The organism is Streptomyces sp. NPDC054975 (assembly GCF_053609105.1).
On the sequence record NZ_JBSGWV010000001.1, the window covers coordinates 186,445 to 212,042 of the forward strand.

Consider the following 25,598-nt stretch of genomic DNA (forward strand, 5'->3'; position numbering starts at 1 on the left):
GGCCGGTCTCTCACAGCCGAGGACGGGTCGAGACCTCCGCCGGCATGACGAGCGTGATCACCACCGAGCCCGGTCCAGCGGCAAGCGCGGCGACGATCGTGCTGATACCCGGTACGAACATGAACGCGGCCGTGTCCCTGGGAATCATGGAGGCTCTCTCCCGGGTCGGACGCCTCGTCGTCCTGGACGTGCCCGGCCAGCCCGGCCTCAGCGCCGGCGAGCGACCTCGCCGCGGGCGCGCCGACTGGTACGGGACATGGCTCAGCGAGACCCTGGCACAGGTGGCGTCCGGGCCGGTCGTGGTCGTGGGGCATTCACTCGGTGGCGCCATCGCTCTCGCCTGCGCGTCAGACCTGATCGCGGGTCGGGTGCTCGTATCGACTGCCGGGTTGGTGCGGCTTCGTGTCAGTGCTTCCGTGCTGGGCGCGACACTGCCCTGGCTGCTCCGCCCCTCTGTGCCGCGAGCCGAGAGGCTCCTGCGACACATGACGGCGCCCGGTGCGCCTGTACCGGACGAACTCAGCGCGTGGATGGCGCTGGTGGGCCGCTCCTGCCACAGCAGCCTCGCCCCCTCGCCGCTGTCGTCCGCCACTCTGGACAGTGCTGCGGCGAAGCCCTGCGTCGCCGTGGTGGGCTCGGACGACGTCTTCCTTCCCCCGGCCCGCCTGGCCCCCGCCGCCGAACATCGACTCGGCGTCGACCTGCGCGTCCTCGACGGCGCCGGACATCTCGTCCTTGAGCAGTCTCCCGAGCGCGTCGCCGACCTCGTCGCCGAGTTCCTTGGCGCGCGGAGACGGCATTAAGAGCGCATAAAGATTGCCGGGATACGGCAGTGAACATCTGTGCTGCTCCATGGAACCATCCCTGTGACGGCGGAAGCGACGCACGGGGTGAGGTGGCGTACATGGGCTGGTTTCTCGGTCTCGGCATCGCGGGTCTCGTGCTGCTCGTCCTGTCCCTGGTTCTCGACGGGGTGGTGGACGGGCTCCTCGACGGGTTCGGCGGGGGGCTGGACGGGTTTCTGTCGTTGCCGGTGATCGCCGGGTTCGTCTCCGCGCTCGGTTTCACGGGCGCGATCGTCCTGGGGATCGCGGGTACGGGGGCGGGGGTCGCCACCGGTGCGGGTGTGGTCGCGGGGGTCGTCGTGGGCCGGCTGACGTGGAAGTTCAGCCGGGTGCTCATGCGCGACGGAGCCGCGCCCGCGCCGCGGGGCGAGGACCTGACGGGGAGTTCGGGCTCGGTGGTCACGGCGATTCCGGCCGATGGCTACGGCGAGGTGCTGCTGTATCTGGGCGGACAGCCGGTGAAGTACGCGGCGAAGGCGTCCGGTCCGGTTCCCCGTGGCGCCGAGGTCTGGGTCTCGTCGGTGCTCTCGCCCACCTCGGTCGCCGTACGCCCCGTCGAGCGCTGACCGTTCCCCCACCTGATTTGCTTCTTCGGCTCCACTCTCAAGGGATGTGCTCATGACCCCTGTTCTCACCGCTGTGGTGGGCATCGTCGTACTCGTCGTCCTGCTCGCCCTCGTCGTCATCACGCGCTACAAGGTCGCGGGGCCCAGCGAGGCGTTCATCATCACCGGGCGGCGCGGCAAGCAGGCCACCGATCCGGCCACGGGGCGGGTGTTCACCGACAACAGCGGCCAGAAGGTCGTGGTCGGCGGAGGTGTCTTCGTCGTCCCGTTCGTACAGCAGAAGTTCACCCTCGACCTGTCCAGCCGGCACATCCCGGTGGCCGTGCGCGGCGCGGTGACCCTGCGCGGTGTGAAGGCGAACCTGGAAGGCGTCGCGATCGTCAAGGTCGGCGGTACGGAGGACTCGATCCGGGCCGCCGCGCAGCGGTTCCTGATGCAGCAGAACGGGATCGTCGGCTTCACGCAGGAGGTGCTCTCCGGCGCGCTGCGGTCCATCGTGGGCCGGATGTCGGTCGAGGACATCATCCGTGATCGAGCGGCGTTCGCCGGACAGGTCGCGGAGGAGGCCGAGGCCAGCCTCTCCGGGCAGGGCCTGGTCCTGGACGCCTTCCAGATCCAGGACATCACCACCGAGGGCTCCTACCTGGAGGACCTCGGCCGCCCCGAGGCCGCCCGCGCCAAGCAGGAGGCCGACATCGCCGAGGCCGTCGCCCGCCGCGCTGCCGAGCAGGCCCGGCTCAAGGCGGAAGAGGAGATCGCCATCGCGCAGCGGACCCTCTACCTGAAGCAGGCCGAGATCAAGGCGCAGACCGACGAGGCCGCCGCCCAGGCCAACGCCGCCGGTCCGCTCGCCGAGGCCGACCGCCAGCAGCAGATCCTCGCCGAGCAGGAGAAGGTCGCCGAGCGACAGGCCGCGCTGACCGATCGTCAGCTCGACACTCAGGTCCGCAAGCCCGCCGACGCGGCCCGCTACCAGGCCGAGCAGGAGGCCGAGGCCCGGCGTATCGCCCTGGTCAAGGAGGCCGAGGCCGACGCGCAGCGCTCCCGCCTGACCGGTGAGGGCGAGAAGGCCCACCGCGCCGCCCTTGCCGACGCCGTACGCATCGAGGGCGAGGCCCAGGCCGCCGCCATCGGCGCGAAGGGCGCCGCCGAGGCCGAGGCCATGCGGAAGAAGGCCGACGCCTTCGCCCAGTACGGCGACGCCGCCGTCCTCCAGATGCTCGTCGAGGTCCTGCCCCAGGTCGTCGCCAAGGCCGCCGAACCCCTCGCCGCCGTCGACAAGATGACCGTCATCTCCACCGACGGCGCGAGCCAGTTGACCCGCACCGTCACCGACAACGTCACCCAGGGCATGGAACTCCTCAGCTCCACCACCGGAGTCGACCTCACCGCCCTCCTCCAGCAGATCACCCAGAAGAACACGTCACACGAGCCTGCACCGGTCGCCCCGAGCGCGCCGGTCGAGATCACCGACTGAGCCACAGGTCCGAGGGGGGACGGCGTGAGAAAGAGCATCAAGGTGCATGCGGGGCTGCAACTGTCGCTGGCCACAGTGGCGTTGTGTGCCGCTGCCTACACCGCCGTCCCCCGCCTTCCGCCCTTCGCCCACCTGGGTGTCCTGCTCGGCATCGGCTTCGCCGTGCTTTCCCGCTCCACGTGGCAACGATCATCCGCGGCATCCGTTCAGGGGCCGGAAAAGCGGAGCAGTGGCTCGCGCTGCGGGCCCTGCCCCGGTCGCTGCACGTGCTGCTCGCCGGTCTCGGCTTGGCGGTGGCCGCGCTACTGACGGTTCCGGACGACGATTCCGGCCTCCAGGCGACCGACTCCGCCCGCGGCCGCTACTACGCGGTGGACACCACAGACCCTCGGCGTTCGAGGATCGAGGTCACCCGAAGTGAGCACCAGGCGCTGAGCAAGAAGGATCAGCGGAGCATGTTCACGATCTACGCCGCTCTCGCGGCAGGCGGTGGCGGTCTGACGCTCGTCTTCGGGAAACTGGACACCTGGGCCGGCAGACCATGACGCGGTCTTCGCGGCCCAGCAAACCGTACGACACCCGGCGCCTGCGGATACAGGCCCATCCGGCCGGTACCGCGCTGTTCGCCCCCGGGTCCGCATCATCCTGATCCTGAACGGAGGATGCGTCGCCTTTGCCGCGCAGTGGGCGCTCCAGGATCAGGATGCCGCCGCGTGGCGGCGGAAGCCGGCCACGCTCACGAGAAGCGGCTGGACGGTGGCCGGGATGAGTGTCTGGGCCTTCGTGCTGATGCTCGTCCTGGACGGGCGGGCGACGAGCCTCGGACTCTTCGCCACGCTGTGGACTCCGCTCCCCTGGTCCATGGCCATCGGCGACTCCGCGCACGTCGGTGAACCCCAACCGCGCCCGGCGCTTGATGCCGCCGAGCCATCACCACGAGGATGTGGATCCATGTCATCGCGAAACGCGTGGCACGACTTCACGAAGACTCCTTCCTGGATGGGTCTCTGTCTTGTGTGCTACGGCTGGACCGCCGCGAGCACCGGCAACCCGGTGTGGTTGCGGATGGTCGCCGGGATTCTCGCGATCGTCTGGTCCGCCTTTCTCGTGAACTCGCTGGCGTCCCGACGTCGCAGCCGCGGATCGACATCGCGCCGAGGCGAGGAAGACTGACCCGGTCGGCCGGTGACCAGGCGGACATCCATGACGTCATCAGGGGGAGACATGGCGGAACTGCCGCGCCAGGGACACGCGCAGGCACCCGTCGGCGGGCACATGGTGGTCTGCGGGGACGACGGGCTCGCCCGCCGACTGGCCGACGAATTGCGGGAGGTCTACCGGCAGCGGGTCGTCCTCGTCGTCACGGAGGCAGGGGCCGAGGAGCAGTCGATCGAGCCAGTCGCGGAGCCGGCGGGCTCATCGAGCGGCGACACGATCGTCCCCGTACAAGTGACGACCGCGCCGGCCCCCACCCGGGAGGCTCTGCTCCGGTCCGGTGTGGATCGTGCGGAGGCGCTGGCGCTGCTGTACGAGGACGACGAGACGAACCTGCGGGCCGCGCTCGCCGCCCGCCGTCTCAGCCCCGGGCTGCGGCTTGTCGTCCGCATGTACAACCGCAAGCTGGGCCAGCACGTGGAGGAGCTGCTCGACCAGGCAGCGCTCGTGCACTCACCCGGCATGGACCGGGCCGTTCTCGACGCCTCGACGACCGTCCTGTCCGACGCCGACACCGCGGCCCCGGCGCTCGCCGCCACCGCCGTCGCCGGAACGAGCAAGGTCGTCCAGGCCGACGGCGTCCTCCTGCGTGCCGCCGAGCGAACTCCTCCCGCGCGCGGCGAGGTACCGGACCCCGGCCTGTGCACCCTGGCGCTGCTGTCGTCCACGACGGCCGACCCGGCGGGCGCCGAAGGCTCGGAGGCCAGCGGGCCGCAAGGGCCCGTCCTCCTGCCGGACGACGGGGCCGTGGCAGGCAGCACCGGGCGAGGCAGCGTGGTCCTGGAAACCGTCCAGTACGCCGGCCCCGCTCTGCCCGCGCGACGCCTGGCCCGCCGTGGGGCGCCGCTGCGGGAGCTCTTCTCCAGCCGCCTGCGCTGGGCGCTCGCCGGCATCGTCGCCTCCGTACTCGCTCTGACTCTCACCACCATCGCGCTCACCGACGCCGACCCGGTGCACGCCGCGTACATCACGCTCCTCGACCTGTTCTCCATCAACGACCCCGCCCTGGACGCATCGGCCACCCACCAGGTCCTCCAGCTGCTGTCCGGTCTCGTCGGCCTCGCCCTGCTCCCGCTCCTCATCGCGGCAGCGTTGGAAGCACTGGGCACGTTCCGCGCCGTCGGCGCGCTGCGGCGACCGCCTCGCGGGCTGTCCGGGCACGTCGTCCTGCTCGGCCTCGGCAAGATCGGCAGTCGGGTGCTGGCCCGACTCCGTGAACTGGACATCCCCGTCGTGTGCGTCGAGGAGGACCCCGACGCGCGTGGCATCCCGCTCGCCCGCAACCTGGGCGTGCCCGTCGTCCTGGGAGACGTCACCGAGGAAGGCGTACTCGAAGCAGCCAAGATCCACCGAGCGCACGCGCTGCTCGCCCTCACCAGCTCCGACACCACCAACCTGGAAGCCGCCCTGTACGCCCGTACCGTGAAGGCCGATCTGCGTGTCGCCCTGCGGCTGTACGACGACGAGTTCGCCACCGCCGTCTACCGCACCCTGCGCACCGCCCACCCCGAGGCCCTCACCCGCAGCCGCAGCGTCACCCACCTCGCGGCACCCGCGTTCGCCGGCGCCATGATGGGGCGCCAGATCCTCGGCGCGATCCCGGTCGAGCGCAAGGTCCTCCTCTTCGCCGCCCTCCTCGTCTCCGGGCATCCTCAGTTCGAGGACCGTACCGTCGCCGAATCCTTCCGCCCCGGCGCATGGCGCGTCCTCGCCCTCGACACCGCCTCCCCCGGCTCACGCCGTCCCGACCTCGCCTCGGCCCACCAGGACGGCGAGCACCCGCAACTCCTATGGGACCTCCACCCCGGCTATGTGCTCCGGTCGGAGGACCGCGTCGTCATCGCAGCCACACGCCGCGGCCTCGCCGAGCTGCTGGGAAGACATCACGCGAGTGCCCGCGACATGGACGCGCAATCCCCGGGCTGATCGGCGGGCGTGTGGACTTCGACCATCAGCTCCTGGATACGGAACGGCGGTCTTGGTACGCGCCCTTGGGGAGATCCGCGGCTTTCGAATGGCATCGCCGGCCATCGAAGGGAGTGACCTGAGATGCGGGCCGAAGCAGGTGGTAAGCGGGTCGTCGTGGGCATCGACAGCTCCCCGGCCTCCTACGCGGCGCTGCGCTGAGCCGTGGACTACGCGCGGATGGCCGGTGCGGGCGTCGAGGCGGTGGCGGCGTACGACGGGGCAGGAGGGATCGGCTGGTCCGCCCCCGCGGTGGACGCGGCCCTCGATGCCGAGGAGGTAAAGAGCACACTGGGCGCCGAAATCAGAGACGCTCTCGGCACGCTCCGGAGTCCTGCACGAAGCCCTCAACTGCCCGCCCAGCTAACTGATCGTTTCAGAATGAGGTTCGGAGACGGCGGCGGCATATGAGGCTGCAGGCCAGTTCAAGCAGACCTTGGTGGAGGTCAGCGCGTCGTTCGTAGCGGGGGCGGAGCCGTTTGAACTGGTGCAGCCAGGCAAAGGCTCGTTCGACGACCCAGCGCACCTTGCCCAGTCCGGGGCCGTGGGCGAAGCCACGTCTCGCGATCAGCGGCTTGATCCCGCGCTTCTACAGCAGGCGGCGATACTTGTCGAAGTCGTAGCCCCGGTGGGCGTACAGGCGCCGGGGTTTGCGGCAGGGGCGTCCTCGCCTTCCCCGGATCGACGGCACGGCATCGAGCAGCGGCAGGAGCTGGGTGACGTCATGACGGTTGCCGCCGGTGAGCGTGACGGCAAGCGGGGTTCCGTGGCGGTCGACGATCAGGTGGTGCTTGGAGCCGGGGCGGGCACGGTCAACGGGTGAGGGCCCCACGAGGTCCCCCCTTGGAGGGCCCGGATGGGAGAACCGTCCACGGAGCAGTCGTCCAAGTCCAGCAGACCGCGCGGCGCAGCTCGGTGAGCAGGCTAGCGTGCAGGCGTGGCCAGATGCCGGCCTCGGTCCAGTCCCGCAGCCGGCGCCAGGCCGTGACTCCGGAGCAGCCCACGGTCCTGGCGGGGACGTAACGCCAGGCAACGCCGGTCTGCAGGACGTACAAGATGCCAGCGAGAGCTGCCCGGACACCGTCCAGGATGCCGGTGTCGTCGTTCGGGAGCTGGCGGCAGCAGCGGGGCCACCCGCTCCCACGGGTCGTCCGGAACAAGATCAGTACGCACCGGGACACCCTGCCGACCGCGATCGGCGAGCGCAAGACCATTGTGGCGCCACGGGGGTGAGCCCCGGCAGGTGGTGCCGGGGCTCACACGAAGTGGTTTGTCAGCGGTCCATCAGGACGAAAACGCCCCACCCGAGGAATTCACGCTGGTACCTGGCGTGCTGGACGGGTGCCGCGGTCAGTTCCGCGCGCATCTCGTCGGCGAGCTCGTCATCGGGATTGGCGTCGAGCCAGCGCCGGATGTTGAGCCACTGAGCCGCGACGTACCTGTCCCAGCTGTCCTGGTCGGCGAGGACCATCTCGACGACGTCGCAGCCCAGGTCCCCGAACTGCTGAAGCAGTTCCGGCAGGGTGAGCAGATCGTCCTTGCGGGCCATGTGGCAGCCCTCGACGACCGTCCGGTCCTCCGGTTCGCGGCGCCAGTACGGCTCGCCGATCAGCATCATGCCTCCGGGAGCGAGGTTGCGCCGCAGGAGTTCGACGGTGCCGGCGACGCCGGAGCCGATCCAGGTCGCGCCGATGCAGGCGGCGATTCCGACGGGCTCGGCGGCGACGTGGCCCGAGGCATCCGCATGCACAAAGTCGACCCGGTCGGCAACGCCCAGCTCCGCAGCCCGCTCACGGGCGGCGTCGAGGAAGACGGTGCTGATGTCGACCCCGGTGCCGGAGACACCGTGGTCCCGGGCCCAGGTGCACAGCATCTCGCCCTTGCCGGAGGCGAGGTCGAGCATGCGCGTGCCTGTCGCCGGGCTGATGGCCTGGCCCAGGAGCGCCAGTTTGTCGCTGGTGAACGGGTTGCAGATGCGGTGGCTGCTCTCGCGGATGGTGAAGCTACGCGGCAGATCCATGACAGGGGTTCCTTCGGTTCGTGGAGGTCACAACGGTGGGGCTGAGCGGCCGACGGGAGCTGACCGCGAGAACCTGAACCGTCATCAAATGCACCTCTTCGAACGTATGAAGGCTGGGACCGATCGAGGCTACGGCCACCGTGATCACCGTGTCCAACACAATTGCGCCCTGCTGGCGGGCGCCTCATGCGACGCGGGTCGCTGGCCTGGCACCGTCTGTGTCACGAACGGCGCATCCCGCAAGTCCTGGACAAGCTCGGCTGACAACCCCGGCAGGAACAGAGGTGCCTTCTCGAACCTCATTCTGAAACGATCAGTAAGTCGGCGATCGTGCGGGCGGCTTCTCGGGCGGGGCGGCCAACGCCGATGAGGGTGGCGGAGGCAGGGCCGGTCCAGTCGCCATAGCCGACGAGGTGGAGACGAGGTTCGCCCAGGGCCTGCGTGCCCGTGGTGGGGATGTGTCCGCGGGGGCCGCGCAGTCCGAGCGGCGCGAGGTGAGCGAGGGCGGGGCGGAAGCCGGTGCACCAGATGATCGCGTCCGCGTATGCGGTCGTGCCGTCGGCCCACGCGACGCCGCTCGGGGTGATCCGGTCGAACATTGGCTGGGCCTTGAGCAGGCCGGCGTCACGGGCGGCGCGTACGGGCGGCACGGCGACGATGTCGCCGAGGGAGGAGACGCCGCCGGTGTCGGTGCGGCCTTCGTCGAGGGCGCGGCGGCGCGCGGTGGCGTGGTCGAAGAGGGCACGGCCGTCGATGTCGTCGGCGAGGTAGCGGGGCTCGCGCAGGGTGACCCAGGTCAGGTCGGTGTCACGAGCGAGGTCGGCGGCGATCTGGGCGCCGGAGTTGCCGCCGCCGACGACGATGACGCGCTGTCCGGCGAACGCCACCGGGTTCTCGTACTCCACGGTGTGGAACTGTCGGCCCTGGAAGTCCGCACGGCCGGGGATCGCGGGGACGAAGGGGCGCGACCAGGTGCCGGTGGCGCTGACGACCGCGCGGGCCCGCCACGTACCGGAGTCGGTCTCCACGCACAGGAATTCGTTGTCCCGGTGGACTCCGGTGACGCGTACGGGCCGCACGACGGGGAGCTCGTACCGCTGCTCGTACTCGGTGAGATACACGACGACGTGAGCGGCCTCCGGGTACACCTCCCCCGCCTGCGGCGGCATGAGCCGGCCTGGCAGGGAGGAGTACGCGGCCGGGGAGAAGAGGTGGAGGGAGTCCCAGGCGTGCTGCCAGGCCCCACCCGGGGCCTCGTCGGCGTCCAGCACGACGAAGTCGAGGCCGAGGCGGCGCAGGTGGTATCCGGCGGCGAGCCCCGACTGGCCGCCGCCGATCACCACCACGTCCACGGACTGGGTCACTCGCTGGCCTTCGGACGCATGAAGATCACGGCGACAAGGGCCAGGCCCGCGATCGCGCCGATCAACTGCATGCCGATGAAAGCGGGGACGGAGGCGGGGGCGATGCCTGCGAAGGTGTCGGTGAACGCGCGGCCGATGGTCACCGCCGGGTTCGCGAAGGAGGTGGAGGAGGTGAACCAGTACGCGGCGCCGATGTACGAAGCGACCGCGACGGGGGCGAAGCGGAGCCGGTCCGTACGCGCCAGACCGAAGATCAGCAGGATCAGGCCGGCGGTGGCCACGACCTCGCCGAGCAGCAGGTTCCCCGCCGAGCGGTCGTGCGTGGACCACTTCACGAGCGGCTCGCCGAACATCGCGTCCGCGAGCACGGCGCCCGCGATCGCGCCCACGACCTGGGCGGGTATGTAGACGGCGAGCTCGCGGGCGTCGACGCCCGCGCCGCCCCGGCGGGCGGTCCACCACTCGGCCAGGGTGACGGCCGGGTTGAAGTGCGCCCCGGACACCGGCCCGAGGAGGGCGATCAGGACACCGAGCCCGAAGACCGTGGCGGTGGAGTTGGCGAGCAGTTGCAGCGCGACGTCGTCGGTGAGGCCGGTGGCCTGGATCCCGGAGCCGACGACGATCGCCACGAGGGCGGCGGTGCCCACGAACTCCGCGGCTGCTCGCGCGACGAGAGGGGTACGGGGCGGGGTGGCGCCGGGCGCGGGCCGCGGCGACGTGTCAGCGGCTATGGCGTCGCTCGCGGCGGGCTCGGTGGCGGTCACGGGCTGGTTCTCCTCGGCAGGTGAGGCACAGGAAAGGGGACGTTCAGGGGCAGGAACGCTTGAAGTTCGCCTCGGCGGTCAGCCGTGCGGTCTGCGCGAGAGCGGCGAACTGGGCGGCGAGCTGCTCGATGACGTCGGGCTTGAGCCGGTAGTAGGTGAACCGGCCGCAGGGCTCTGTCTCGACGACCCCGGCCTCGCGCAGCACTCTCAGGTGATTGGAGAGGTTGGTCTGCTTGGCACCGGTCTCCTCCACGAGGTGGGTGGTGCACAGCGTCTCGCGGGCGAGCAGGGTCACGATCTGAAGCCGCAGGGGGTCACCCAGCACCCGGATCAGATCAGTATCGACTGACGTCATCATGGACTGATACTCTCACATCACCCGGCGCTGATACCAGCCTGGGCTGACCTCATTGAACCCAGGGGGTTGTCGCCATGACCGCGTCCCCGTACCCGGTCCTTCCCGACGAACGCCTCGCGGCCGGTGTCGCCCGCCTCGCCGTACGGCACCGCGGGCGGTTCTCCCCGGAGACCGTGCAGCGGCTGATCGCCGACTCCTACCGGCGGCTCGCCGCACACGCTCACGTCCGCACCCACCTCGTGGTGCTCACAGAGCGGTTCGCCGCCGAGCGCCTCGACGCGCTGGCCCACGTCGACGACCCGACGTCGACCGGTTGCAGGCCGCGGGTGCTGTTCGTGTACAGCCACAACGCGGGCCGCTCCCAGTTGGCCGCCGCACTGCTCGCGCACCGCGCCGGGGACGACATGATCGTCTCCTCTGCCGGCACCCACCCGTCCGGCGCCGTCGACGCGCACGTGGTCCAGGCGCTCACCGAGGCGAGCCTCCCCCTCGACGAGGTCTATCCCAAGCCGCTGACAGACGAGGTCGTCAAGGCCGCCGACATCGTGATCACCATGGGCTGCGGCGACGCCTGCCCCGTCCTTCCCGGCCACCGCTACCTGGACTGGCCGGTCCCCGACCCCGACGGCGCCCCGATCGCCGTCGTACGCGAGATCCGCGACGCCCTCGACGCCCGGATCGCCGCCCTGCTGGACACCCTGCCGTCCGGCTCCTGAGCCATCCCGTCCCCGCATCACCCCTGCCTCAAGGAAGAACCGATGACTGCTCCGCTCGCCTCCGTGCTCTTCGTCTGCGTCCACAACGCCGGCCGCTCCCAGATGGCCGCCGGCTTCCTGCGCCACCTGGCCGGCGACCGCGTCGAGGTCCGGTCCGCCGGCTCGCTCCCCGGTGACAAGGTCAACCCCGCCGCCGTCGAGGCCATGGCAGAGCTGGGCATCGACATCGCCGACCAGAAGCCCAAGGTCCTCACCACCGAGGCCGCCCAGACGTCGGACTACATCATCACCATGGGCTGCGGCGACGCCTGCCCGTACTTCCCCGGCAAGACCTACCTCGACTGGCAGCTGGAAGACCCCGCCGGCCAGGGTGTCGAGGCCGTCCGGCCCATCCGGGACGAGATCAAGACCCTCATCGAGGGCCTGATCGCCGACATCGACGCCAAGAAGGCGTGAAGGGCGTGAGCGACATCGACCTGACCGACGGCATACGCGACGTCGTCATCATCGGCTCCGGCCCCGCCGGATACACCGCCGCTCTTTACACCGCCCGCGCCCAGCTCAAGCCGCTGCTCTTCGGCAGCTCGATCTTCGTGGGCGGCTCCCTGACGACCACGACCGAGGTCGAGAACTTCCCCGGCTTCCCCACCGGCGTCGACGGCCCCGACCTCATGGACAACATGCGGGCCCAGGCCGAGCGCTTCGGCGCCGAGATGATCGACGACGACATCGTCTCCGTCGACCTCACGGGCGACATCAAGCTCCTCACCGACTCGGAAGGCACCGTCCACCGCGCGAAGACGGTGATCATCGCCACCGGCTCCGGCTACCGCAAGCTCGGCCTCCCGAACGAGGACGAACTCTCCGGCCGCGGCGTCTCCTGGTGCGCCACCTGCGACGGCTTCTTCTTCCGCGACCGCGACATCGTCGTGGTCGGCGGCGGCGACACCGCCATGGAGGAAGCCACCTTCCTCACCCGCTTCGCCCGCTCCGTCACCGTCGTCCACCGCCGCTCCACCCTGCGCGCCTCCAAGGCCATGCAGAACCGCGCCTTCGCCGAGGACAAGATCTCCTTCGCCTTCGACAGCGAGATCGCCGAGATCAAGGATGAGAACGGCATGCTCGGCGGCGTCGTCCTGCGCGACGTCCTCACCGGCAAGACCCGCGACCTCGACGCCACCGGCCTGTTCATCGCGATCGGCCACGACCCGCGCACCGAACTCTTCACCGGCCAGATCGACCTTGACGACGAGGGCTACATCAAGGTCGACTCCCCATCCACCCGCACGAACGTCCCCGGCGTCTTCGCCGCCGGCGACGTCGTCGACCACACCTACCGCCAGGCCATCACCGCCGCCGCCAGCGGCTGCCAGGCGGCGATCGACACCGAACGCCATCTGGCAGCACGTGCGCACAGGGCTGCTGCGTCGATCGCCGCCTGACGCTCTGCGGGCGGACGTGCCACAACGTGTAGGTAGAGGCGTTAGACAGCGGGTGACAAGGGTCCGCCGGAGGGAAGGTGGCAGCAGATGCTCCTCCCTGTGTGATCCCGCAGGGCAGGCCCAAGTGCCGGGTCTTCCCATGCGATAGCGCGGGTTCAAATCCCGTCATCCGCTCATGAGCGAAGGCCCAGGTCAGCGACCTGGGCCTTCGTCATTTCCGATCGCACAGACCCGTTCACGCCGTCGGAGCAGTTGCCATGAGGGCGGCGGGAGTTGGAGCGATGGAGGTTACGGAGTCGTCGGCTGCTCTGCAGGCAGGATCCGTCCGGTCAGTGGCCGACCGCGAGTTCGCCGCTGAGCTTGCCGTGAAGGTCGGCGCTAGGGGTGTTGAGCCCGGTGATCTCGACGGTCTTGCCGCGCTGGGCGTACTTGGTCTCGATGGCGTCGAGGGCGGCGACGGAAGAGGCGTCCCAGATGTGTGCCGCGGACCGACTGAGACGGGGGTCGAGAGTCGGACGGGACCGTAGGGCGGGTGCGCCATAAGTTCGCTTTTGGTACGAACCACTTCGGCTGGTGCTTTGCATCGACACGTTTCCGCTCCCTGGAACTCGACCGCCGCGAAGCCTCCTCTTCCAGGTCTTGAGCGAACACGATCCCGAGTTCTCAAGGCTGGCCACAGGTCACTCCTCACCGGTGGTGCCGGGGCCGTACTCAGGCGCCGAGCAGTCCCTCGCCCCCGCTACCGATGTCGAGGACCTGGTCCGCCGAAGGCGCCGACGCGCTCACCGGCTCGTCGAACTGGGAGAACGCGACCCTCATCTCGGCGCCTCGGACCGAACCCTCCATCAATCGGATGTACGGCTCACCCTCGGCGGCCACGTACATGGTCAGGCCCTCGTTCCCCTCGGGACCGCGGAGCGGGATGACCCTCTCGCCGTCACGCTCGACAATGGGCTGCTGCTGGACGCCGACACCCTCCCGGGGCGCCTTGGACAGCGCCTTGTCCAAGTCGCACTGGTCCTTGACGACGGGATTGACCGAGGAGAGCTTGAGGTATTTGCCCCGAGCCTGCGCTGTGCGCTCGTCGGCCTGCATCGCGGCTTGGGGGCCGCGGCGGGCGGCCTCCGCACGTATCTCCGCGAGTGCGGCGTCGGTGTAGCGGACATAGGACACGCCCTCGCCTGCGACTCTGATGATGTCTCCGCGCTGGGTGCGGCCCAGGTCGAAAGTGCCCATGCAGTTGCCGTCCCGATCGGCGTGCACGGAGATCACGGCGGTGCCTTGGGGCCCCCGGACCGTGAACGACAGCCGCATCGAGTTCGCTTCCCGCAGGAGGTCGAACGCCTTCCCTGCCGTCCGTTCCCCGGGTGGTTGTTCCCGGGCCGGCCGCTCCGTGCTCGAGCTGCTCTGCGGGGACGCGTCTGTGTGCGCCGTCCCTCCGGCGCAGCCCGCCAGCATCGCCAGCGTCAGGCAGAGTCCTGCCGTCCGGCCCCGGTGGCCGGGGTGTTTCCTCTGCATCCTTTGTTCCCTTCTCCCGTGGGAGCCGCGCGGTCGTCAGGTCAAAGTCGTACGCCGGCCCCAGGGGGCCGGTCAGCCGAGTGGCAGAGCCGCCGGCCACCAACCGGGACCGCCGTCCGCCCGATGGAGCATCGCGAACACGGGCGCACGCGGGCGCGTCTGGCGTGCTGGTCACGGCTGGGAGCGGATCACGGCGACGCAGCACAGCGCCGCAAGGGCCAAAGTCGCCGCCGCCGGGCCCGCGAGGGCTTCGGTGGCGGTGGCCGGAAGGATGCGGTCGGTCGGCGGGACGGCGTCGTCCGGGTCGAAGACCATCGTGAGGTGCTGGCCCGGGCGCGCTGTGTCGCCGCAGGTGCGCCAGGCTTCGGTCGGAACCGGGGTGCCGTCGGGGAGGCGCACCGAGCAGGAGTTCTTGACGTAGTTCCGTCCCTCGTAGCGGTGGACGTGGACCTCGGTCACCACTACCGTGCGGGGCTCTCCGCGCGCCGCGAGGACGGCCTGTGCGGTCTGGCCCGGTATCCACCAGGCGAGGGCCCCGCCGAGCAGGGCGACCGCGCCGACCAAGACCCGTCCCGCGTTCGTGGAGAAGAGATACCCGGCGGCGGCCAGGCCCACGACGACACCGACCACCGTGCCTGCCGTGTCAAAACCGGTCAGCACACCCGTCACCGCGGCAGCCGCGATCAGGCCGGCGGTCACGAGGCCCACGACGATGCCTTCCACCACCAGCCGGGTGGGCGGCCGTCCGGAGAAGTTCGCCGGGCCCCACAGGAACGCCCCGTCGTAGGACATGCTGCTCCATTCGTCGTTCGGAATCGTGCGGAAGGGGAGCCGCCCGGGGTGCGGGCGCCGGGCATGCCCGTACCCGCACCCCGGGCGGCTGGAATCATGTCACCATCCGCTCTCCCCGTAGACGGTGGTGTAGCTGGTGCCTCCGCCGACGTCCCAGCCCGTCACCAAGGTGACGCCGCCGCCGACGGTGTACACGGGATCACCATCGCTGTTGACGACCCACGGGTTGCTGAAGTCCGTGGGGAAGGACCATTCGTCTTCGGAGTTGACCGCCCGGCCGTAGAGGCCGTGGACGCCGAGCAGCGGGCCGACCGCCGCATCGGCGCCGACGCCGGAGCCCGCGATCTGGTTGAAGCTGTCCGCGTTGCTCCAGACGATGTCGAGGCTGGCGGAGGCTCCGCTGCCGACCGACGGACCATGGCTCTCCGTGAAGCCGATGTCGTAGTCGCCGTTGCTGGTCTGGACGACCATGAAGCATCCCTGCTCCGCGTAGCCGGTGAACATCGCGCCGCCGATGCCGGCGCAGATGCCGGTGCTGCCACCGTCGCTGCCACCCTGGGTGAAGCCGGTCAGCAGCGTGTGGGTCACGCCGCCGAGGAAGTTCTCCCACACGGGGATGGGCTTGGGCTGCGGTGCCGGCGCCTCGGCCGGCTCCGTGTCCGTGGACGGCGTGTCATCGGTGGTCAGCTGCCAGCCGTTGCCCCACTCGCCCGGCCCCGACGGCGTCTCGACGTCGTGGTTCATCCGGGGGCAGGTGAAGCTGTTGTACCCCATGCAGTCCGGCTCGTGGCCGTCGAGCTCCACCCGGCCGACCGGGTTGCCGCCGGTGAAGGCGTAGCGGTTTCCGGTCACCGGGTCGGCGCCGAGCCGCATGTCGGCGAGGGCCCCGTTGTACATGTCCCGGGTGGTGAAGCGGTTGAGCTCCGGGCTGTAGTCGCGGAAGCCCATGTCGTACGTGCCCGAGGAGACGTCCCACCGCTTGGCGTTGTAGCGGTACGGGTTGAACGCGTCCTTGGCCGGGTCGTCCGGGTCCGGCTTGTCGCGACCGGTGAACTCGCCCGCCTCGTCCTTGCCGTAGGCCGTGTACCCGTACGTCGCCGAGGTGTCACCGGCCGTCGTGGTGACGGTCTCGACGTCGCCGCGCGCGTTGTAACCGTACACGCCCAGTTCCTCGGTGGCTCCGGGGTTCTTGAGCTGGGACAGTCGCTCGCCCCACGGCGAGTACTGGTACGAGGCCGTGACCGCGCCCGCGACCTCCTCGCTCAGCACGTCGGCCGACAGGCCGAGGTAGTTGAACGTGGTGGTCTTGCCGCCGCCGGTCTTGCTGGTCGTGCGGTCGAACGGGTCGAAGGCGTACTGCGTGACCGACTGACCGCCGCCGCTGGTGAGTCTGGACGTCTCGATCACGTGGTCGAAGCCGTCGTAGGTGTTCCGTTCCACCACCTTGCCGCCGCCGGTGACCGTCTCCAGCCGGCCGAAGGGGTCGTAGTTGTAGTTCGCCACCGCGCCGGAGATCGTCGCCGACAGCAGGCGGTCGCGGTCGTAGGTGAAGGCGGACGAGACGCCCTTGACCGTCTGCGCGACGACATTGGCGTTGTCATCGTGGACATAGGTCTCGGTGGACGCGGACGTGCCGGTCTTGCTGACCTTCGCGATGCGGTCCACCGGGTCATAGGTGTAGGCGGCCGTGACGTCGATGTACGTCGATGCCGCGTCCGCGCTCATCTTCCGGCCGACGTCCTGCGCCGGGTTACCGTTGGCGTCGTAGCTCAGCGTGTGCTGGGAGACGAGCGTTCCGTTCGCCTTCTTCTCGGTCCGGGTCTTCACCGACCCGTCGAGGAAGTAGGTGTGGTCGACCGTGTTTCCGTTGGCCTTGGTCTCCTTCAGCTTCTGGCTGCGGGCCGTGTAGGTGTACGAGCTGACCTTCGGGGAACCGTCGGTCGGGGACGTGCCGACCGACACGGAGGCGACGAGGTCGCGCAGGTCGTAGGTGTACTTGGAGAACTGGTCGGGGTGCGTGACCGTCTCCGGCAGACCGTTGGCGTCGTAGGCGAAGGAGGTGTTCTTCTTCACCTGCCCGTCCAGCGACTCGGTGACCTTCTGGACCTGGTTGAGGCCGGTGTAGGCGACCGTGTACGCGTCGATCCTGGCGCCCGAGGATGTGTCGTCGATCGACGTCAGGTTGGCGTTGGCGTCGTATCCGTACGTGAAGTCGTTCTTCTCGGTGTCGGTCTCGCCGGAGGCGTTCCGGACGAGCTTGACGCCGTCGGCGACCACCTTGCCGCCGCTGTTCTGGAACAGCTGGAGCCTCGCGGCGCCGCTCTGGGTGAAGGAGTACGAGCCGAGCGAGACCCAGGCGCCGTCTCCGGTGTTCTGGTCGATCGACTTGTCCGTGGTGCCTCCGGCGTGCGTGACCGTGTACTTCGCGGTCGTGGCCGCGCCGGTGACCTTCGGGTACTTCACGTACGCGGTGTACGTGCCGTCCTTCGGGATGTTCAGCGTCCACGCGAACGCGTCCGTACCGGTGCCGGCGGCGTGGACCTGGTGGTCGTAGCCGTGCTGCCCGGTGGCGCCGGCCTTCGTCCAGGTGCCGGTCGCAGCGGTGTTCTGCGTGTCGGAGTTGTCGACGAGCACCACCGCGGTGCCGACGGGGACTCCGTCGTCCGACCGGGACTTGAGCTTGCCGTCGGGGAAGTACGACCACGTCATGGTGCGGTTCGAGGAACCACCCGCCGAGGTGAGGGTACGCGCGGTCTGCTTGCCCAGCGCGTCGTAGTCGTAGCTGGTGGCGATGGACCACGGGTCGGTGGACGACTCGACCCAGCCGTTGTCGAAGTAGGAGTACGTGGTGTCGTTGCGGACCGTCTGTCCCTCGGACGGCGGCGCCGACAGGGTCTTGACCCGGCCGACCTCGTCGTAAGTCGTCTCGGTCCAGACCTTCTTGTTGTAACGAGCGTCCGCCGGGTCGTACGGCTGGATCTGCCGCTTCACCCGGTTGAGCGCGTCGTAGGTGGTCTCCGCGGTGAAGTCGTCGACGGCGGCCGTATCGACGCCGCGCGGGCTGATCACCTTGGTGGTGTTGCCCACCTGGTCGTACTCGTACTTCGTGGAACGGAACGTGGTCCCTTCATACGGGACCTTGACCTCCTTCTCCTTCCCACGCTCGTCGCGGACGACGGTCGTGGTGTTGTTCTCGGCGTCCGTCGTCGAGACGACCAGGGAGTCCTTGTCGTAACCCTTCTTGGTCGTCTTGCCCGCGGCGTCGGTGACCGTCGTGACCCGGTGGTTCAGGTCGTAGGCGGTCTTGGTGGTGTAGTCGGTGGTGTCGGCGGTCGCGTTCTTCTTGGGGTCGACGACCGTGACGAGGTTGCCGACGTTGTCGTACGCGTAGGACAGCTTGTGACCGGCAGCGTTGACGACGGACGTCAGCTGGTAGACCGCGTCGTAGGTCCGCGTGGTGCGGTAGTCGTTCGGGTCACCCGAGGTGAGCGTGCCCTTGGGCTCGGTGGTGGAGGTGAGATTGCCGGCCTTGTCGTACGCGTAGCTGGTCCGGCGCTCGTCCGAGGTGGCGGTGTCCTTCGGAGCCGTGGCCGAGACGACCTGGTCGACCGCGTCGTAGACAGCGGTGGACACCGCTCCGTTCGGCGCCGTCGACGTGACGATGTTGTCGTTGGCGTCGTAGACCGGGGCCGGGGTGGTGATGAGAACGCCCTGGTCCTGCTTCTTGGGGACGGTCCGCTCCATGCGGCGGCCGAAGACGTCGTATGACTGGGTGGTCTTCTTACTCAGCGCGTCGACGACCTCAGTGACCTGACCGCGCTCGTCGTAGGCGAACCACGTCGGGTTGTTCAGGGCGTCGGTGATCTTCGTGGGGTAGCCGGTGGGCCCGAATCCGCTGTTGACGGTCGGGTTGCCATTGGCGTCGGTGGCCTTGGTGAGCTGGCCGTATGAGTCGTACTCGTACGAGGTGGTGTAGTCACCGGCGGTACCGGTGGTGGCGACGCCCTTCGGATCGGTGACGGTCTTGAGGTTGCCGAACTGGTCGTAGCCGAACTGCCACTTCCGGCCCTCCGGAGAGGACTTGGCGACCAGGTCGGCCGAGAAGCCGTCCCCACGGGTCAGGTACTCGTACTTCGCCGCGTTGGCCGGGTAGACGCCCGGAGCGCAGTCCGACGACGGAGGCACACCGGCCTTGTTGTTCTCCGCGTCGCGCTGCCAGAGCGGGTAGCCCGTCTTCTGGTCGTAGCAGTACGCGGTCTTCGCCCCGTTGGCTTCCTCGAGGTACGTGACGTTGTTGTCCGCGTCCCAAGCCAGCTTGGTGGCTTCCGACTTCGCGTTCGTGCTCTGGACCGGGCGGCCGAAGTCGTCCGTCACGTAGTCCGTCGTGTGGCTCTCGGCGTCGGTGACCCTGGTGTCGGTGAACTTGGTGTTCCCCGCGTTGGCCGCATAGGCGAACGTCGTCGTTCCCTGGAGACGATCCGTGATCGTCTTGGTCCACCAGTGGTACTTCGGGTCGTCGCCCGTCTGCGGGGCGAAGTACGCCATGTTCGTGGCGTTGCCGCGCGGGTCGGCGGCTTTGACGAGCTTGACGTTCTTGTTGCCCTGTGTGGCGTCGTACTCGAAGCCGAACACCTTCGGCTGGGACGAACCGGCGCCGTCGGTCAGCTTGGTCAGCAGCCCCTTGTCGGAGTACTCGAAGGTCAGCTTGCGGCCCGAGATGTCGGTCATCGACTTGATGTGGTCGATGATCTTCGGATTGGAGCTGTCAGCCTTCGTGTAGTACTCGACGGTCAGCGACTGCCGGCCGGCCGGGTCGGTGATGTACTTGAGGAACTTGGTCGGCTTGTTGTTGGACTTCCGCTCCTCGTACGTATACGTCTGCGTGTTGCCGTTCTTTTCCACGACGGACGTCATGTAGCCGTCGCAGCCGAACACGAACCGGGTCCCGTCGGGACGGGTCATCGTCCAGGCGTCGGGGATCGGGTCCTTCAGCGGGGTGCAGTCCAGACCGGGCTTGGGCGCCAGCTTGTAGTGGACACCGGCCGGGGCCTTCCATGCGTTGGCTGCGGAGTCCCAGCGGAAGACGTGGGTCGTGCCGTCGCCGTCCGGGAGACGGATCTCCGTCGGGTTCGGCTTCGGGTGGAACTCCAACGGCGCGCCGAGGCGCGTGGGCCCGGATATCTGGGCAGACCAGCCGTGACCGAGGACCGTGTCCGAGGTGTCGAGCGTGTTGTAGGCGAACCGGGCGAACGTGTTGACGCCACGGCCGGGGTTCGCGAGCGCGTTGTACTGCCAGACGCTGTTACCGGACGCCAGGTTGTTCATGACGGTCGACCCGGCGCCGGTGTTCTTACCCGTGTACGAGTAGAACTTCTCCATGCCGAGCTGGTTGGAGGTCGGGTCCTCAACCGCCACGTTCTGCTTCAGACCGGGGATGCCCGACGTACCCGACATCCAGGTCGCGTTCGCCTTGTTGTGGACGTCCCAAGTCAGCACGTAGTCGGTGCGCTTGTTGCCGTTGTCCGAGTTGATCGGCGTCTTGACGACAGCCTGCAAGCTCACCGTCTCACCGGGGTCCACGTCCTGCGGCAGGGCCGTGTGGACCTGGTTGCCGCCGTTGGTGACGTCGGTGCCGTCCGGCAGGGCCCACTTGTAGGTCAGGACGTGGTCCGTGGCCTTCCACGTCGAAGTGGTGGTGTTGGTGAGGGTGAAGTCGATCGTGTAGTCGGTGTTCGGGGTCATGCGCGCAGGGGTCTGCGGCGCGTAGTACGTCGACTCCGTGGTCGAGTCGATGTACGTGACCACAATGCGCGGGCGCAGACGCTGCTCGACGCCCTCGGACGACAGGAACAGGGTGCGCTCCTGCGCGGCCGCCTCGTCGGCCATCTTGATGACGACGCCCTGCTGGGAGGCGGGAGTGGTCACCCAGGACTGGGCGAGGGACGTGACGCTCCAGTCATGACGCGCCGGGTCGTTCGTCTTCGCCCCGGTGTCGCCCGCCACCGCGCCGAAGTCGCCGCCGGCCGTGGTCCAGTTCGTGGTCGTGTTCGCCTTCACCCAGGTCGCCGTGGCCTCGTCGAAGTCACGAGTGAGCGGGCGCAGTTCGTAGATCGCGCCGGTGGCGTCCTGCGAGGTCTGCGTGCTCCAGAGGCGGACCTTCGCGTCCAGCACGCGGGCCGTGGCGGGGATGCCGAGGCCCGGGAACTTCAGCACCGCGCGAGTGTCGCCATAGGTGGCGGAGTTGTTACCGACGGACAGCCAGTTCTTCGGCCCTCCGTCGTCGATCGTGTCGTGCGTCGACGTGGTCCGGACCGAGGACAGGGTCGTGTCCTGCGTCGCGTCGAGGACCTTCGTCGTACGGCCCGCCTTCGGCAGCCGCACCAGCTGGGTCGGGGCCTCGACGACCTGCCCGTCCTTCGTCTTGACCGCGACCATGTAGTAGTACGCGCGGCCGAACGGGTCGGGGTCGTCCGCCTTCGTCGGCGTCGCGGTCGTGTCGACGAACGACGTCACCGTGGACGCGATGGGCGCGACGAGGGTCGCGGCCGACGGGGTGAAGGTCTGGTTGATGGACCGGTGGACCTGGTACTCGACGATGTCGTCGCCCGTCGCGGTGGACGGGTCAGCGTACGCGGACCAGGACAGCTCCGCACCGGTGTCGTGGATGGTGGTCGGGGCGGCGAGGTCGACGCCCTGCCGGCCGAAGGTCAGCACGAGGCGGGGGTAGTTGGCGGTCTCGCCGCCGTACCCGAACTCACTGCCCTCGTATCGCGGACCGCCCTTCGGACCGTTGGCAGACTCGTCACCGGCCTTGATCACGAAGCCGTTGTTCGTGTAGGTGCCGTCGATCCACTGCTGGACCGTCTTGGTCACCGGGAAGCTGTGCCAGGTGTTGAGCTCGCCCGGCTGCTTGGTGACCACACCGCCCTTGGTGAAACGAACGGCATCGGCGATGACGGACGTCGACGTCGACGCCGGACCGTCACCCAGCACGATCTTGCCGAGCGTGCCCGCCTTGAAGGGGTGGTTGCCCAGCGTCTTCCACACGCCGGCCGTGCCGGCCTGCTGGTTCACCAGGTACTGCTTCGACCCGCCGTCGTACGTGATCGTGTACGGCGCGTTCGTCGCGCGGTCCGAGGCCGGAACGTAGTGCGCCTCGACCTGGTAGGTGCCGTCCTCGGGAAGGCTCGGTTGCCAGGTGTACGAGCCGCCCGCGACCGAGTCCTTGTTGTACAGGTAGTCCTGGTTGACCGCGTACTGCGTGTACGCGGTGTTCCCCGACGCGGGCCAGGAGCCCACAGCGGCGGTCTTCCCGGCGTCGCCGTCGTCCACGATCACGGCGGTGCCGGACAGCTCACCGGTGAACGTGTTCGCGCTGTTCCAGGTGGCCTGCTCCTCGGTCCACGCGCTCGTGGCGCGGTGCGCCTCCAGCTGGACCTCGGTGTCACCGGTGGTGTGCCACTGGTCGTACCAGAGCTTGAGGTCGGCCGAGTCCAGCTTCGTGCCCGCCGGAACGCCGGAGATCGGGAACTTCAGCAGCGCGCGCGAGGCGCCCGTCGACGTGTTGCCGACGGACAGACGCCAGTTGTCCTTGTAGTTCGTCCCCGGACCGTCCGACGAGATCATCACGTCCTGCGCCGTGGTCGGCGTCGGCGCGATCGAGATCGTCGGGTCGATCGTGACCGGGTACTGCCGCTCCGGTGCCGCCAGCCACTTCGCGTCCGGCGTGACGGTGAGCTTCCAGCCCGTACCCGCGCGCGTGAGCTTCTGCTGCACGGCCGAGCTGTAGCCGGTGCCGTACGGCGAGCGGGCGTCCTTCTTCGCATCCGTCATGAACGCGGCCGGGATCACCAGGACGGGATCCGCGGCCTCGCCGAAGAACGAGACCGAGCCGTCCTTGTTCGCCTTCGGCGTCAGCCCGCCCGCGTCCAGGGTGAACGTGAACGACACCGGGCCCGACGGTTCGGCGTTCAGGACGATGTTCTCCTTCACCCGCCCCGGACCAACCTGGTACGACAGGTCGGCGCCGGCGACCGCGTCCTTGTAGGTCACGGTGTCGCCGTGGGCCACTGGCGCGAGCTTCCCCGCGGCCTCCAGGCCTAACGTCACCGCATGGCCACCGGCCTCGAACCGCATCAGTCGGCTCGCGTCGGCGGCGAACCAAGTGCTCGCGGCATTGCTGGTGTTGGAGAAGGCGAAGCCCGTCCGGTCGGCAGCCTTGACGGTCGGGTCGATGTCCTTCCAGGACTTCCCCGACCGGTACCCCGTCGGCACCGCCGACACCTCGGCCTGCACCCGGCCGTCGGACAGCATCCAGTACCGGGCGTTGGCAGTGCGCCGGGCCGTCAGCTCCGCGACGCGCTTCGGCTTCGGGGCCGCCTTCCCAGGAGGCAGTTTCTCCCGACTCGGCAGCACCGGAGTCCCACCGGTCTGCGGCGACTCGGGCTGGGCTTCCTGCTCGTCGTCCGAGAGCCACTCCGCGAAGCCGCTAAGAATCCCCGTGTCACCACCTTCCGAAACCTCTGCGGCATAAGCAATTTGTGGCACCATGGTGCTGGCCATCGCGGACGCCGCGAGGCAGGAGATGAATCTCCCATATCTCACTTTCAAGCCCATCCCTTTCGTTGACCCCATCCCGCGCACGGGAAAGCGGGCACGCCGATGCGGCCGGCCGGAAGTCGCTTTGACGTTCCGAGCCGACGGCGCGGGCGGGATTATTGGCCACGGAAGTGATGGTCTGTCAACTGGCCAGACATTTCGGTCCAGTTGCCCGTGAAACCAGGTAGGGATTACGCCCTGTTCGTCCCGCCGCTCGCCCGGCCGGGACTTCATGGTGTATAAACCGCCCGGTTCCGAACACGGCACATTCACCGGAGGCTTCCATGACCGTCACGGGCGCGCCCGAAAGGGCCGAAAGCGCCGACGAAAGTCCAGAATCAGTGTCTTCGGCGTCACCGTCGGACTCCGGGGGGCGGGACCGGCGAGGTCTCGCGATCGGTCTCGCGCTCCTGCTCGCTTGTGGCTCGCTCGTCGGCTACGGCGTCCTCGACTCCGAGGAGAAGGCCGAGGCACGCTCCGCGCCCACCGCCGAGGTGACGTACGAAGTGCTCGGCGAGGGCACCGCCGACATCACGTATCTCGCGACCGGCGAGAGCGAGAAGGCATCCGTCGCCGAGAACGCCCGGCTGCCCTGGAAGAAGACGGTGCACGTGCCCGTGGGCCAGTCCCCGATCGTCAGTGTCGTGCTCGGCGAGAAGGGCGGCCGAGCCAGCTGCAATCTCAGCGTCCGTGGCAAGCATGTCCAACGCTCCACAATCTACGGCCCGTTCGGCCGCGGGACCTGCACCGTCGAACCGCCCGTCTCCTTCGAAGGAGCCCAGTGATACTTCATCTCGTCCGCCGCGCGTCCCGGACGGCTTTGGCGGCCACCGCCGTTCTCGCGGCCGTGGGCCTCACCGCCCCTGCATCGGCGGCAGAACTCCCGATCCCGGAGTACCCGTCCGCGGACGGGGTGCACAGCATCGCCCTGCACGGCTCAGATCCCGCAGAGCGGGCGCTGTCGGCCCGCCACACCGTTCCGTTCAGCATGCTCGGCGTCACCTGGAACGACCCCCGGGCCCAGCTCGGCGGCAGCGCGCAGGTCCGCACCCGGGACAGCGCCACCGGAGTATGGTCGGGCTGGCGTGAGCTCGAGCTGGACGTACGGACGCCCGAGGTCGGACCCGATGCGGAACCCGGCGAGGTGCGTGCCGGCACCCAACCACTGTGGACCGGCCCGGCCAACGGCGTACAGGTCCGGGTGACCGGGCAGTTCGGGAAGCTGTCACGGCTACCGGACGGCCTGCGCGTGGAGCTGGTGGAGCCGGGCGGGCCGGGCACGACCGCGGCCTCCGCCCCCACCGCGCTGCGCACGGCCTCGCAGCCCGCCGTCGTCCCGCGTTCCGGCTGGAACGCCGACGAGTCGCTGGTCAAGGACCCGCCGACGTACACCAAGGACACGAAGGTGGTGTTCACCCACCACACCGCCGGCACCAACGACTACACCTGCGAGCAGTCCCCGGACATCATCCGCGCGATCTTCCTCTACCACGTACAGGGTCAGGGCTGGAACGACATCGGCTACCAGTTCCTCGTCGACAAGTGCGGCACCGTCTTCGAGGGCCGCGCCGGCGGCATCGACAAGCCCGTCCTCGGCGCGCAGACCTATGGCTTCAACACCGATACCTCCGGGATCGCCGTCCTCGGCAACTACAACGATGTGATCTCCTCGCCGCCCGTGCTCGACGCGGTGGCCGGGGTCGCCGCCTGGAAGCTCGGCCTGTACGACTACGACGCCGCCGGCACCGTCGTCCTCACCGCCGCCGCGGACAACGGCAAGTACACCAAGGGCCAGAAGGTCACCCTGAACCGGATCTCCGGCCACCGCGACGGCTACCCCACCGAGTGCCCCGGCAACAACCTCTACGCCGACCTGCCGGCCATCCGCACGCTCGCCGCGGCAGAGCAATCAGGTTGACCTCGTCCGAGGGAAGACCGCAGGGAAATGGGCTCGTCCA

General features: G+C 69.1%; 18 protein-coding genes and 2 pseudogenes. 10 read left to right on the plus strand and 10 right to left on the minus strand.

What is annotated here, in order from left to right:
* The first annotated feature begins 44 nt into the window (after positions 1–44).
* From ACWF79_RS00920 to ACWF79_RS00935, 4 genes are all read left to right on the plus strand, one after another.
* Positions 45–803, plus strand: coding sequence for an alpha/beta fold hydrolase (locus ACWF79_RS00920; RefSeq protein ID WP_453725897.1), 759 nt, complete (start codon positions 45–47; stop codon positions 801–803).
* A 101-nt stretch (positions 804–904) separates the two neighbouring features.
* A complete protein-coding gene (locus ACWF79_RS00925) occupies positions 905–1,411 on the plus strand; it encodes a hypothetical protein (RefSeq protein WP_453725898.1) in 507 nt (168 codons plus the stop codon).
* 52 nt (positions 1,412–1,463) lie between these two features.
* Positions 1,464–2,888 carry a flotillin family protein gene (locus tag ACWF79_RS00930; protein WP_453725899.1) on the plus strand — a complete coding sequence of 475 codons (1,425 nt, stop codon included), beginning with the start codon at positions 1,464–1,466 and terminating at the stop codon, positions 2,886–2,888.
* A gap of 179 nt (positions 2,889–3,067) precedes the next feature.
* Positions 3,068–3,433, plus strand: a complete 366-nt coding sequence (locus ACWF79_RS00935; RefSeq protein ID WP_453725900.1) for a hypothetical protein — start codon at positions 3,068–3,070, stop codon at positions 3,431–3,433.
* Positions 3,434–3,586: 153 nt separating this feature from the next.
* Here the strand turns inward: ACWF79_RS00935 and ACWF79_RS00940 are convergent, their stop codons facing one another.
* Positions 3,587–3,757 carry a hypothetical protein gene (locus ACWF79_RS00940; protein ID WP_453725901.1) on the minus strand — a complete coding sequence of 57 codons (171 nt, stop codon included), beginning with the start codon at positions 3,755–3,757 and terminating at the stop codon, positions 3,587–3,589.
* Positions 3,758–4,112: 355 nt separating this feature from the next.
* Here ACWF79_RS00940 and ACWF79_RS00945 point away from each other — a divergent pair, with 355 nt between their 5' ends.
* The gene (locus tag ACWF79_RS00945) at positions 4,113–6,029 is read left to right on the plus strand and encodes a potassium channel family protein (protein ID WP_453725902.1); all 1,917 of its coding nucleotides are present in this window, start codon (positions 4,113–4,115) and stop codon (positions 6,027–6,029) included.
* A 415-nt stretch (positions 6,030–6,444) separates the two neighbouring features.
* Here ACWF79_RS00945 and ACWF79_RS00950 read toward each other — a convergent pair.
* The 5 genes and pseudogenes from ACWF79_RS00950 to ACWF79_RS00970 form a co-directional block, all read right to left on the minus strand.
* Positions 6,445–7,241: pseudogene (locus tag ACWF79_RS00950) on the minus strand (IS5 family transposase).
* Positions 7,242–7,341: 100 nt separating this feature from the next.
* A complete protein-coding gene (locus tag ACWF79_RS00955; RefSeq protein WP_453725903.1) occupies positions 7,342–8,088 on the minus strand; it encodes an SAM-dependent methyltransferase in 747 nt (248 codons plus the stop codon).
* 299 nt (positions 8,089–8,387) lie between these two features.
* Positions 8,388–9,452, minus strand: coding sequence for an ArsO family NAD(P)H-dependent flavin-containing monooxygenase (locus ACWF79_RS00960; RefSeq protein ID WP_453725904.1), 1,065 nt, complete (start codon positions 9,450–9,452; stop codon positions 8,388–8,390).
* A complete protein-coding gene (locus ACWF79_RS00965) occupies positions 9,449–10,216 on the minus strand; it encodes an aquaporin (protein WP_453725905.1) in 768 nt (255 codons plus the stop codon). The genes ACWF79_RS00960 and ACWF79_RS00965 overlap by 4 nt, the downstream gene beginning before the upstream one ends.
* A gap of 43 nt (positions 10,217–10,259) precedes the next feature.
* A complete protein-coding gene (locus ACWF79_RS00970) occupies positions 10,260–10,574 on the minus strand; it encodes an ArsR/SmtB family transcription factor (RefSeq protein WP_453725906.1) in 315 nt (104 codons plus the stop codon).
* Positions 10,575–10,648: 74 nt separating this feature from the next.
* Here ACWF79_RS00970 and ACWF79_RS00975 point away from each other — a divergent pair, with 74 nt between their 5' ends.
* From ACWF79_RS00975 to trxB, 3 genes are read left to right on the plus strand one after another with little or no spacing between them, the layout of a single operon-like run.
* Positions 10,649–11,290, plus strand: a complete 642-nt coding sequence (locus tag ACWF79_RS00975) for an arsenate reductase/protein-tyrosine-phosphatase family protein (RefSeq protein ID WP_453725907.1) — start codon at positions 10,649–10,651, stop codon at positions 11,288–11,290.
* Positions 11,291–11,332: 42 nt separating this feature from the next.
* The gene (locus tag ACWF79_RS00980) at positions 11,333–11,746 is read left to right on the plus strand and encodes an arsenate reductase ArsC (RefSeq protein ID WP_453725908.1); all 414 of its coding nucleotides are present in this window, start codon (positions 11,333–11,335) and stop codon (positions 11,744–11,746) included.
* 14 nt (positions 11,747–11,760) lie between these two features.
* Entirely contained in the window at positions 11,761–12,732 is a 972-nt protein-coding gene (trxB, locus tag ACWF79_RS00985) for a thioredoxin-disulfide reductase (protein ID WP_453726161.1), read from the plus strand.
* Positions 12,733–13,061: 329 nt separating this feature from the next.
* On the opposite strand, the pseudogene ACWF79_RS00990 reads toward trxB, so the two are convergent.
* The 4 genes and pseudogenes from ACWF79_RS00990 to ACWF79_RS01005 all read right to left on the minus strand — a co-directional run.
* Positions 13,062–13,220, minus strand: a pseudogene (locus tag ACWF79_RS00990) (SulP family inorganic anion transporter); the annotation flags it as partial.
* A 223-nt stretch (positions 13,221–13,443) separates the two neighbouring features.
* A complete protein-coding gene (locus ACWF79_RS00995) occupies positions 13,444–14,250 on the minus strand; it encodes a hypothetical protein (protein ID WP_453725909.1) in 807 nt (268 codons plus the stop codon).
* A gap of 171 nt (positions 14,251–14,421) precedes the next feature.
* Positions 14,422–15,042, minus strand: a complete 621-nt coding sequence (locus ACWF79_RS01000; protein WP_453725910.1) for a hypothetical protein — start codon at positions 15,040–15,042, stop codon at positions 14,422–14,424.
* Positions 15,043–15,141: 99 nt separating this feature from the next.
* A complete protein-coding gene (locus ACWF79_RS01005) occupies positions 15,142–23,592 on the minus strand; it encodes a golvesin C-terminal-like domain-containing protein (RefSeq protein WP_453725911.1) in 8,451 nt (2,816 codons plus the stop codon).
* Positions 23,593–23,981: 389 nt separating this feature from the next.
* Between ACWF79_RS01005 and ACWF79_RS01010 the strand changes: the two genes are divergently transcribed.
* Positions 23,982–24,425, plus strand: coding sequence for a hypothetical protein (locus ACWF79_RS01010; protein WP_453725912.1), 444 nt, complete (start codon positions 23,982–23,984; stop codon positions 24,423–24,425).
* Positions 24,422–25,558, plus strand: coding sequence for a peptidoglycan recognition protein family protein (locus ACWF79_RS01015; RefSeq protein ID WP_453725913.1), 1,137 nt, complete (start codon positions 24,422–24,424; stop codon positions 25,556–25,558). Before ACWF79_RS01010 ends, ACWF79_RS01015 begins: the two co-directional genes overlap by 4 nt.
* The last annotated feature ends 40 nt before the right edge of the window (positions 25,559–25,598 follow it).

What these genes read in the sequence shown, in the direction of transcription:
- ACWF79_RS00920 (WP_453725897.1), top strand. Translation starts at nt 45, where the DNA reads ATGACGAGCGTGATCACCACCGAGCCCGGTCCAGCGGCAAGCGCGGCG.
- ACWF79_RS00925 (WP_453725898.1), top strand. Translation starts at nt 905, where the DNA reads ATGGGCTGGTTTCTCGGTCTCGGCATCGCGGGTCTCGTGCTGCTCGTC.
- ACWF79_RS00930 (WP_453725899.1), top strand. Translation starts at nt 1,464, where the DNA reads ATGACCCCTGTTCTCACCGCTGTGGTGGGCATCGTCGTACTCGTCGTC.
- ACWF79_RS00940 (WP_453725901.1), bottom strand. Translation starts at nt 3,757, where the DNA reads ATGGCCATGGACCAGGGGAGCGGAGTCCACAGCGTGGCGAAGAGTCCG.
- ACWF79_RS00945 (WP_453725902.1), top strand. Translation starts at nt 4,113, where the DNA reads ATGGCGGAACTGCCGCGCCAGGGACACGCGCAGGCACCCGTCGGCGGG.
- ACWF79_RS00955 (WP_453725903.1), bottom strand. Translation starts at nt 8,088, where the DNA reads ATGGATCTGCCGCGTAGCTTCACCATCCGCGAGAGCAGCCACCGCATC.
- ACWF79_RS00970 (WP_453725906.1), bottom strand. Translation starts at nt 10,574, where the DNA reads ATGATGACGTCAGTCGATACTGATCTGATCCGGGTGCTGGGTGACCCC.
- ACWF79_RS00975 (WP_453725907.1), top strand. Translation starts at nt 10,649, where the DNA reads ATGACCGCGTCCCCGTACCCGGTCCTTCCCGACGAACGCCTCGCGGCC.
- ACWF79_RS00980 (WP_453725908.1), top strand. Translation starts at nt 11,333, where the DNA reads ATGACTGCTCCGCTCGCCTCCGTGCTCTTCGTCTGCGTCCACAACGCC.
- ACWF79_RS00995 (WP_453725909.1), bottom strand. Translation starts at nt 14,250, where the DNA reads ATGCAGAGGAAACACCCCGGCCACCGGGGCCGGACGGCAGGACTCTGC.
- ACWF79_RS01000 (WP_453725910.1), bottom strand. Translation starts at nt 15,042, where the DNA reads ATGTCCTACGACGGGGCGTTCCTGTGGGGCCCGGCGAACTTCTCCGGA.
- ACWF79_RS01005 (WP_453725911.1), bottom strand. Translation starts at nt 23,592, where the DNA reads ATGGTGCCACAAATTGCTTATGCCGCAGAGGTTTCGGAAGGTGGTGAC.